General features: G+C 73.1%; 8 protein-coding genes. 7 read left to right on the top strand and 1 reads right to left on the bottom strand.

Annotation, left to right across the window (positions count from 1 at the left end; translation table 11 throughout):
* The first annotated feature begins 128 nt into the window (after positions 1-128).
* Genes Q0D57_RS10560 through Q0D57_RS10545 form a run of 4 tightly spaced genes read left to right on the top strand, consistent with a single transcriptional unit; the run spans position 129 to position 4,332 of the window.
* The gene (locus Q0D57_RS10560) at positions 129-1,166 is read left to right on the top strand and encodes a 3-oxoacyl-[acyl-carrier-protein] synthase III C-terminal domain-containing protein (protein ID WP_291042873.1); all 1,038 of its coding nucleotides are present in this window, start codon (positions 129-131) and stop codon (positions 1,164-1,166) included.
* Positions 1,163-2,437: a cytochrome P450 gene (locus Q0D57_RS10555; RefSeq protein WP_291042870.1), complete on the top strand. Its 1,275-nt coding sequence runs from the start codon at positions 1,163-1,165 to the stop codon at positions 2,435-2,437. The genes Q0D57_RS10560 and Q0D57_RS10555 overlap by 4 nt, the downstream gene beginning before the upstream one ends.
* Before the next feature lie 42 nt (positions 2,438-2,479).
* Entirely contained in the window at positions 2,480-3,517 is a 1,038-nt protein-coding gene (locus Q0D57_RS10550; RefSeq protein WP_291042867.1) for an alcohol dehydrogenase catalytic domain-containing protein, read from the top strand.
* Complete coding sequence (locus tag Q0D57_RS10545) at positions 3,514-4,332, top strand: carbon-nitrogen hydrolase family protein (RefSeq protein WP_291042864.1); 819 nt, start codon at positions 3,514-3,516, stop codon at positions 4,330-4,332. Before Q0D57_RS10550 ends, Q0D57_RS10545 begins: the two co-directional genes overlap by 4 nt.
* 51 nt (positions 4,333-4,383) lie before the next feature.
* Here the strand turns inward: Q0D57_RS10545 and Q0D57_RS10540 are convergent, their stop codons facing one another.
* Positions 4,384-5,580, bottom strand: a complete 1,197-nt coding sequence (locus Q0D57_RS10540; protein WP_291042860.1) for a pyridoxal phosphate-dependent aminotransferase — start codon at positions 5,578-5,580, stop codon at positions 4,384-4,386.
* Between the two features lie 134 nt (positions 5,581-5,714).
* Here Q0D57_RS10540 and Q0D57_RS10535 point away from each other — a divergent pair, with 134 nt between their 5' ends.
* The 3 genes from Q0D57_RS10535 to Q0D57_RS10525 all read left to right on the top strand — a co-directional run bounded on the left by Q0D57_RS10535 (position 5,715) and on the right by Q0D57_RS10525 (position 9,553).
* Positions 5,715-7,514 (top strand): trypsin-like peptidase domain-containing protein, encoded by a 1,800-nt coding sequence (locus Q0D57_RS10535; RefSeq protein WP_291042858.1) that lies wholly within the window; start codon positions 5,715-5,717, stop codon positions 7,512-7,514.
* 114 nt (positions 7,515-7,628) lie between these two features.
* On the top strand, positions 7,629-8,729 hold the full coding sequence (locus Q0D57_RS10530; protein WP_291042855.1) for a glycosyltransferase family 2 protein: 1,101 nt from the start codon (positions 7,629-7,631) through the stop codon (positions 8,727-8,729).
* 2 nt (positions 8,730-8,731) lie between these two features.
* Entirely contained in the window at positions 8,732-9,553 is an 822-nt protein-coding gene (locus Q0D57_RS10525; protein WP_291042852.1) for a CDP-alcohol phosphatidyltransferase family protein, read from the top strand.
* Positions 9,554-9,565 lie beyond the last annotated feature (12 nt).

Raw genomic sequence — 9,565 nt, 5'->3', positions numbered from 1 at the left:
GGTGCCGGCGGGAGCGACGGAGCCGGCAGGAGCGACGTGGCCGCCCCGAGTGACGGCGCCGCCCCGAGCGACCGAGCCGGCGGGAGCGGTCGAGCCGCCCGGGACTACGGAGCCGGCGGGGCCACCTCGTGAGGCGCGCCCGGATCGCCGCCGTGGCGAGCCACCTCCCTGATGAGACGCGCTCCACCGCCGAGACCGAGGAGCGCCTCCGCCGGGAGAACCCCGGCCTGCACCTCGCGACCGGGCTGATCGGCCGGCTCACGGGGGTCGAGCGGGTGCACCTGCGGCCCGACGGCTGGCAGACCTCCGACCTCGCCGCGGCGGCCGCCCGCACGGTGCTCGAGCGCTCACCCGGGCCGATCGACCTCCTGATCTTCGCCTCCGCGAGCCAGGACCTCATCGAGCCCGCCACGAGCCACATCGTGTCGGCGAAGCTCGGCCTCGACTGCCCTGTGTTCGACGTCAAGAACGCCTGCAACAGCGTGCTCAACGCGATGCAGGTGGCCGAGGCCCTCATCGCGACCGGGCAGTACCGCCGGGTGCTCATCGCGAGCGGCGAGCAGCCCTCGCACGCCGTGCGCTGGCGGCTCGACAGCCAGGCGCAGTTCCTCCGCTCCTTCGCGGGCTACACGATGAGCGACGCGGGCGCCGCCGTCATCCTCGAAGCGGCCGACCCTCAGAGCAACGACGGAACCGGCCCCCGCAGCACCGACACCACCCCCGGCATCCTCGGCAGCCGCTTCGTGGCGCGCTCCGAGTACTGGGCCGTCGGCACGCTCCCCACCGGCGGCTCGGTCAACCCGCACGCCGAGGGCGGCAGCTACTTCGACATGGACGGCGGCGCCCTGCAGCGCGCCTTCGCCGAGCTCGGCGTCGGCCTCGTGCAGGAGACCCTCGCCTCCCTCGGCTACGGCGTCGACCAGCTCGACTTCGTGGCCGTGCACCAGGTGGCGCTCGCCTACCACGAGACCATCTCGGCGGTGCTCGGTCTCGACCGCGACCGCACCATCGTCACCATCTCCCGCCACGGCAACCTCGCCTCGGCCACGCTCCCGCTCCAGCTCGAGCTCGCCCTCGCGAGCGGCGCCGTCGGGCCTGGCAGCCTCGTGGGCCTCGTGGGGCTCGCGGGCGGCATCTCGCTCGGCGCCATGGTGGTGCGGCTGTGAGCCGGACGCCGCGACCCGGCCCCGAGCGGGCGTGGGAGGAGCGCGTGCAGCGCGCGGCGCATCCGCTCGTCTACCCCCTGCTCTCGCGTCTGGGCCGTCCGGTGCAGCGCATCCCGAGGGTGGGCGTGGTGGTGACCGACGCGGCCCTCCTCCGCTCGGTGCTGCTCGACACCACGAGCTTCACCAAGACCGGCCCCGGATCGCCCGCCGACCTCTGGACCCCCGTGCTCGGCCCCTCGGTGCTGCTCAACATGGAGGGCGCCGACCACCTCGCCCTCCGCCGCCGGCTCGCCCCGCTCTTCGCGCCCGCCTACGTCGACGAGCTCACCCGGCAGACGATCGGCCCCGCCACCGCCCGCCTCACCGAACGCCTCGTCGCCGGCGAGGCCGTCGACCTCGTGGCCGAGGTGCGCGAGGCGGCCGGCCAGGTGATCAGCCGCCTCGTGGGGCTCGAGCGCGAGGGCGACGGCGACGGCGTGCCCGGCGGCGAGGAGCTCTTCGCCCGCGTCTCGGCGGTCACCGGCTTCGTGCGCCTCTCCCGGCCGCGCTTCACGCCCGCCCAGGTGCGCCACGCCCGCGAGGTGCTCGACGACCTCACCCGCCACGCCCGCGCCGCCTACCGCGACGCCGACCCCGGGCCGACCGCAGGCACCGGCCCCTCAGCCGACACGCGCCCCTCAGCCGACACCGTCCCCGCAGCAGACACCGTCCCCGCCCGGATGCGCGAGCTCGGCCTGAGCGAGGACGAGGCGATGGGAGCGGTCGGCGCCTTCGTGCTCACCGGCACCGAGACGCTCGTCTCCTACCTCCCGCGCATGCTCGCCATCCTCGCCGACACCGGCTGGCTCGAGCGCCTCGCCCACGACCGCTCGCTGCTCGGGCCCGCCATCGCCGAGGGCCTCCGCGTCACGACCCCCTCGCCGGTGATGCTCCGCAGCGTCGCCGCCGACGCCCGCGTGGGCCGCGTCGCCGTGCGGGCGGGCGACCGCCTCGTGCTCGCCACCTTCCTCGCGAACCGCCGGGCCGGAACGGGCGCCGCCCTGCCCTTCGACCCCGAGGCCAACCCCGCCGCCGACCTCAAGCAGCTCTGGTTCGGTGCCGGCGCCCACTTCTGTCTCGGCGCCCCGCTCGCGATGGCGCAGATCGGCCTCGTGCTGAACGCGGTGCTCGACGCGGAGGCCCGCGCGCCACTGGCCGTCGCCGCACGGCGGGCCCAGCGCGGCACCCTGATCCCCGGCTACTCCCGGTTGGTGCTCCGAGCGAGACAGTAGCTCCGAGCGAGACGGTAGAGGGCGCGCCGGTAGGCTGGGCGCATGCGCGCACTCGTCTTCAACGACGCCTACTCGGTCACCATGCAGGACGTCCCGGATCCGGAGATCACGCAGTCCACCGACGCGATCGTGCGCGTGGTCGCCACCTGCGTCTGCGGCTCCGACCTCTGGTACTACCGCGGCGAGACGCGCCGCAAGGCGGGCACCCGGATCGGCCACGAGTTCATCGGCGTGGTCGAGGAGATCGGCACCGACGTGGGCGCCGTGGCCGTGGGCGACTTCGTGATCTCGCCCTTCACCTACAGCGACGGCACCTGCGTGCACTGCCTGCACGGCGTGCCCACCTCCTGCATCCACGGCGGCGTCTACGCCTCCCGGGGCGTCGACGGCGGCCAGGGCGAGCTCGTGCGCGTGCCCCACGCCGACGGCACGCTCGTGGTGGTGCCCGGCGGGCGGCCCGACGACGCGCTCATCCCGCACCTGCTCGCCCTCACCGACGTCACGGGCACCGGCCATCACGCCGCCGTGAGCGCCGGGGTCGTGCCCGGATCCGTGGTCGCGGTGGTCGGCGACGGCGCCGTCGGCCTCTCGGGGGTGCTCGCCGCGCGCCGCCTCGGCGCCGAGCGCATCATCGCCCTCAGCCGGAACCCCGCCCGGCAGGCCGTCGCCACGGCCTTCGGCGCCACCGACCTCGTCGACCTCCGCGGTGAGGATGCCGTGGGTGCGGTCGTCGAGCTCACCGGCGGCATCGGGGCGGATGCGACGCTCGAGTGCGTGGGCACCGGCGAGTCGGTCAACACCGCCTTCGCCATCGCCAGGCCCGGCTCCCGTGTTGGGTTCGTGGGCGTGCCGCACGGGGTGGAGTTCCCGGTGGGCATCGCGTTCACCAACAACGTCGGCCTCGCGGGCGGCGTGGCCCCGGTCCGCACCTACATCCCCGAGCTGCTCGATGACGTGCTCGCCGGCGCGATCGAGCCCGGCCGCGTGTTCGACCTCGAGGTGGAGTTCGAGAACCTGGCGGAGGGGTACGCCGCCATGGACGAACGCCGTGCGATCAAGGCGATGGCGAGGCTGTCATGAGCGGCGCACCCATCGGCTTCGGCGTCGCGGTGGCGCAGTTCGCGCCGAACGACGACAAGGCCCGCAACCTCGAGGTGATCTCCCGCCTCGTGCGCACCGCCGTGGCCCGCGGGGCCTCGCTCGTGGTGCTGCCCGAGTACTCGTCCTACTTCGCCGACCCGCTCGGCGCCGCCCTGGTCGAGAACGCCGAGCCGCTCGACGGCCCCTTCGTGGCGGCGCTCTCGGCGCTCTCCGACGAGCTCGACGTGCACGTCATCGCGGGCCTCACCGCCACCGCCGAGGACCCGGCACGATTCGCCAACCTGCTCGTCGCCGTCTCACCGGGCGAGGGCGTCGTGGCCCGTTACAGCAAGCTGCACCTCTACGACGCGTTCGGCGCGCGCGAGAGCGACTGGGTGCAGGCCGGATCGATCGCCGAGCCCGAGACGTTCTCGATCCAGGGCGTGACCATCGGCATGCAGACCTGCTACGACATCCGGTTCCCGGAGGTGTCGCGCCGTCTCGTCGACGCGGGCGCCGACCTGCTCGCGGTGCCGGCGGAGTGGGTGCGCGGCCCCCTCAAGGAGCACCACTGGCGGAGCCTCGTGACCGCCAGGGCACTGGAGAACACCGTCTACGTCGCGGCCGCCGACCAGACCCCGCCGATCGGCGTCGGATCGAGTCTCGTGGTCGACCCGATGGGCGTCACGATCGCCTCGCTCGGCGAGCGGGAGGACGTGGCGGTGGCCTGGGTCGACCCCGTGCGGATCGACGAGGTGCGGCGGGTCAACCCGGCCCTCGCGCTGCGGCGGTTCGACGTGGTCCCGCGCGACTGAAGCCGCGCAGCTGAACCCGGGCGTCAGTGCGGCAGCGTCAGCGCCCGCGCGTCAGCGCCCGAGCCGGGCCAGCTGGGCGGCGGCGCGCTCGAGCACGTCGACCTTCTTGCAGAAGGCGAACCGCACGAGGCTCGCGTACTCCCCGGCGTGCTCGTCGCTGCAGAAGGCGCTGATCGGCACCCCCACCACGCCGGCGAGGCCCGGCAGCTCGCGGCACAGCGTCGCGGCGTCGCGGTAGCCCAGGGGAGCGGCATCGGCCACGACGAAGTAGGTGCCGTTCGGCACGGTCACGTCGAAGCCGGCCTTCTCGAGGCCCTGCGACAGCAGGTCGCGCTTGGCCCGCAGGGTGTCGGCGGTCTGGTGGAAGTACGAGTCGGGGAGCCCCAGCCCCACGGCCACGGCGGGCTGGAACGGCGCACCGTTGACGTAGGTGAGGAACTGCTTCACGGCGAGCACGGCCGTGACGAGCTCGGGCGTCGACACGATCCAGCCGATCTTCCAGCCCGTGGTGCTGAAGGTCTTGCCGGCCGACGAGATGGTGACGGTGCGCTCGCGCGCTCCCGGCAGGGTCGCGACGGGGACGTGCTGCACGCCGAACACGAGGTGCTCGTAGACCTCGTCGGTCACGATCACGGCGTCGTGCTCGTGCGCGAGCTCCACGATCAGCTCGAGGGTCTCGCGGGGCAGCACCGTGCCCGTCGGGTTGTGCGGGTTGTTGATCAGGATGACCTTGGTGCGGTCGGTCACGGCCGCCCGCAGCTCGTCGTGGTCGGGCAGGAAGCCGGGGAGCCGCAGCGGCACGGTGCGGTGCACTCCTCGGGCGAGGGCGATGAGACCGCCGTAGGCGTCGTAGAAGGGCTCGAGGGTCACGACCTCGTCGCCTTCGTCGACGAGCGCGAGGATCGTGGCCGCGAGTGCCTCGGTGGCGCCCGCGGTGATGAGCACCTCGCGGTCGGCGTCGACCGTGAGGCCGTAGAAGCGCTGCTGGTGGGTGGCCACGGCCTGGCGGAGCACGGGCATGCCGAGGCCCGGCGGGTACTGGTTGACGCCGTCGGCGATCGCGCGCCGGGCCGCCTCGAGCACCTCGGCGGGGCCGTCCTCGTCCGGGAAGCCCTGGCCGAGGTTGATGGCGCCCGTGGTCTGGGCGAGTGCGCTCATCTCGGCGAAGATGGTGGAGGCGATCCGGCCGTCGGGGGAGAGGAGGCCGGCGCCGCGCGCGGTGCGCTGCCAGGATCCGGAGATGGTCATGCCTCCAACCTAGCGCCCGCTCCGAACACCTCTTGATGGCGTGGTCTTATGGAGACGGCAGTCGGCATACAGCCTGGTCATAGAGAACGCCCAGCTTGGGTGAGGAAGCTTGCGAGTGCTTGGAAGGAGCACACATGTCAGACCGCACCGAGAACCCCGAGAACGCCGACGGCTCGCAGCACGCCGAGAACTCCCACGTCGAGAACTCCGGCGGCTCCGAGAACGTGCAGGCCGAGGGCAGCACCCCGGTCGCCCCCGCCGCCGACGCGGCGACCCCCTCCGACGCCACCACCGCCGTGGTGCCCCCCGTCGTTCCGCCGGTGCAGGCGCAGGCTCCGGCGGTGCAGCCGACGCAGGCCTACCCCCAGACTCCCACCTACCCGCAGCAGCCGACCGGGCAGCAGCCCACGGCCCAGCAGCCGACGGCGCAGCAGCCCACGGCGCAGCAGCCCCAGCCCTACGGCCAGCAGGCCACGCAGCCCTACGCGGCCCAGGGCCAGCCCCACCCGGCCCAGGCCCCTCACGCAGCCCAGGCCCCCCACGCGCAGCAGACCGCCAACTACGGCAACGGCTCCTTCGGCACCCCGGCCCAGGGCGGTGCGGCCTACGGCTCGGTGCCCGACCCCACCTTCAACTCGGCCATGTACGCCGCGTCCGGCGCCTACGCCGACCAGTCCCGCGCCCCCAAGCCCAAGAAGCGCCGCGGCGGCGTGGCCCTCGTGGCCGCCCTCGCCATCGGCGCCCTGATCGGCGGTGCCTCCGGTGCCGGCGTCACCGCCTGGGTCGCCAGCCAGAACGGCGGAGGCGGCGCCAGCACCGCCTCGAGCCCCACGAGCATCACGGTCAACGACCCGGAGGACGCCACCCTCGTCACCGCGGTCGCCGCGAAGGCCTCTCCCTCGGTCGTCACCATCTCGGTCTCGAGCGATGCCGGCGCGGGCACCGGATCCGGCGTCATCCTCTCCGAGGACGGCTACGTCGTGACCAACACCCACGTCGTCACCCTCGACGGCGCGGCCTCGACCCCCAGCATCCAGGTGCAGACCGACGACGGCCGTCTCTTCGTGGGCACGATCGTCGGCACCGACCCGATCGCCGACCTCGCCGTGATCAAGCTCACCGACGCGAGCGGCCTCACCCCGATCGAGTTCGCCGACTCCTCCGAGCTCAACGTGGGCGACACCACGATCGCCATCGGTGCACCCCTCGGCCTCGCCGGCACGGTCACCGACGGCATCGTGAGCGCGCTCAACCGCAGCATCACGGTGGCCTCCTCGGCGGTCCCCGACACCGAGAGCGACTCCGTGCCCGACGAGGACGGGGAGCAGGGCGAGCAGGGCCCGTACGACTTCTGGAACTTCGACCTCCCCGGCCGAGAGGGCCAGGGCGGCCAGGAGGGCCAGCCGCAGGCCCCCACCACCCAGCAGTCCACCATCTCGCTCTCGGTCATCCAGACCGACGCCGCCATCAACCCCGGCAACTCGGGCGGTGCGCTGCTCGACTCCGAGGGCAAGCTCATCGGCATCAACGTGGCCATCGCGAGCGCCGGCAGCTCGTCCGGCACCGCGGGAAGCATCGGCGTCGGATTCTCGATCCCGTCGAACCTCGTGCAGCGCGTGACCGACGAGATCATCGCGAACGGTGCGGCCACCCACGGTCTCCTCGGCGCGACCGTCGGCAACGCGAGCGCAGCGGATGGCGCCACCACCGCGGGCGCGCAGATCCAGACGGTCACGGCCGGCGGCGCGGCCGAGGCGGCCGGGCTCCGTGAGGGCGACATCGTGACCTCGTTCAACGGCCTCCCGGTCTCGAACTCGACCGACCTCACCGCCCTCGTGCGCACCCTGCCGGCCGGCGGCGAGGCCGAGGTCACGTACACCCGCGGCTCGTCGTCCGAGACCGTGACGGTCACCCTGGGCGAGCTCACGCCGTAATCCCGGCACCACCGAAGCGGGCTGGTAGGCTCGTCGTCGCTCGCGACGGCGGCCCGCCGGCCCGTCTTCCGTGTGCGGGCCACGACGACGAGCGGATGACGACGAGCGGATGCGATGACCCAGCCGACCACCGGACCGGACGACGGCCCGACCCCCGGGACGAGCGCCGAGGTCTCCGACCTGGGTGAGCGCCCCGGCGTCTCGTACGTGATGCCCGTGCTCAACGAGGTCGTGCACGTCGAGGCCGCCATCGCGAGCCTGCTCGACCAGGACTACGAGGGCCCGTTCGACGTCATCGTCGCCCTCGGCCCCTCGATCGACGGCACCACCGAGCTCGTCGAGCGACTCTCGGCGGTCGACCCGCGCATCCGCGTGATCGAGAACCCGACCGGCTCCACGCCCTCCGGCCTCAACGTCGCCATCCTGGCGTCGCAGTACCCGATCGTCGTGCGGGTCGACGCGCACTCCCTGCTGCCGCGCGACTACACCCGCATCGCGGTCGAGGCGATGCTCCGCACGGGGGCCGCCAACGTGGGCGGCATCATGAAGGCCGAGGGCACGACGCCGTTCGAGACCGCCGTGGCCATCGCCTACGGCTCGAAGGCCGGCCTCGGCGGCGGCGCCCACCACGTGGGCGGCGAGGAGGGCCCGGCCGAGACCGTCTACCTCGGGGTCTTCCGGCGCGAGTGGCTCACCCGCGTGGGCCTGTTCAACGAGGACATCCGCCGCGGCCAGGACTGGGAGCTGAACCGGCGGCTGCGGGCAGCGGGAGGCGTGGTCTGGTTCACGCCGCGCCTGGTCGTGACCTACCGCCCCCGGCCCTCGCTCGAGCGGCTCGTGCGGCAGTTCTTCTCCACGGGGCTCTGGCGCGGCGAGCTCGCGCGCCGGTTCTTCTCCGCGAACGCGCTCAAGTACTTCGTGCCGCCCGTCACGGTGGCCGTCGTCGTCCTCGGACTTCTCGCGGGGATCGCCGGCGTCGTCACGACCGCCGCCGGGGGAGCGGCCGGCCCGTGGCTGCTGCTCGGCTTCGTCGTGCCCGCGGTCTACGCGCTCTTCGTGATCGCCACCGCCCTCGGGGCCGCCCGGCAGGCCGGCGGTCGCACGGGTGCACTGTTTCTCGTAGTCTTGCCCTGCATCCATTTCAGCTGGGGGCTGGGATTCATCCTCGGCTTCCTCACGCTGACCAAGAACATCACAGCGCACACGGGAAGGTGACAGTGTCGCAATCCCCATCAGGGCGGCCGCCAGCTGGGCGCCCGTCGTCGATCGCCGAGCTCAAGGCCGTGGCCCAGCCGCCCGAGGTGCGCGGCCGCCGCAACGCCGAGCACTGGACGGCGTCGCTCTACCTCCGCAACCTCTCGCCCTACGTCACGTGGGTGCTGCTGAAGACCTCGATCTCGGCCAACGGCGTGACGGGGCTGATGATCCTCACGGGCTGGGCCACGGCCGCCGCCCTGCTCATCCCGGGCATCGGCGGAGCGGCCCTCGCCCTCATCCTGGGCCAGCTGCAGATGCTCGTCGACTGCTGCGACGGTGAGGTCGCGCGCTGGCGCCGCACCTCGTCTCCCGCGGGGGTGTTTCTCGACAAGGTGGGGCACTACACCACCGAGTCGCTCATCCCGATCGCACTCGGCCTCCGCGCCGCCGGCCTCCCGTTCGACGCCCCGGAGGACTTCCTCTGGACGACGCTCGGCCTCCTGCTTGCCCTCGTGATCGTGCTGAACAAGGCGCTCAACGACATGGTGCACGTGGCGCGGGCGAACGCCGGGCTCGAGAAGCTCGCCGACAAGCACGGCGAGTCGGAGCCGTCGCAGGCTCTCGTCGCACGCCTCCGGAGAGCCGCTCGCTTCGTGCCCTTCCACCGGCTGTACCACTCGGTCGAGCTCACGATGCTCATCTTCGCGTTCGCCGTGGTGGGCCTGTTCATCGGCGGCGTCGACGCCGATCGCATCCTGCTGATCGCCCTCGTGCCGCTGTCGATCCTCGCGCTCGTGGGGCACTTCGTGGCGATCATGGCCTCCAAGCGGGTGCGCTCCTGAGCATCCCGCCCG

The sequence above is a fragment of the Herbiconiux sp. genome (assembly GCF_023264895.1).
GTDB lineage: Bacteria > Actinomycetota > Actinomycetes > Actinomycetales > Microbacteriaceae > Herbiconiux.
Note: the sequence above shows the minus strand (reverse complement) of the source record. Positions and strands in the feature narration are given on the sequence as shown.

Coding starts and splice junctions, on each gene's coding strand:
- Q0D57_RS10550 (WP_291042867.1), top strand. CDS start 2,480: ATGCGCGCACTCGTCTTCAACGACGCCTACTCGGTCACCATGCAGGAC.
- Q0D57_RS10545 (WP_291042864.1), top strand. CDS start 3,514: ATGAGCGGCGCACCCATCGGCTTCGGCGTCGCGGTGGCGCAGTTCGCG.
- Q0D57_RS10540 (WP_291042860.1), bottom strand. CDS start 5,580: ATGACCATCTCCGGATCCTGGCAGCGCACCGCGCGCGGCGCCGGCCTC.
- Q0D57_RS10535 (WP_291042858.1), top strand. CDS start 5,715: ATGTCAGACCGCACCGAGAACCCCGAGAACGCCGACGGCTCGCAGCAC.
- Q0D57_RS10530 (WP_291042855.1), top strand. CDS start 7,629: ATGACCCAGCCGACCACCGGACCGGACGACGGCCCGACCCCCGGGACG.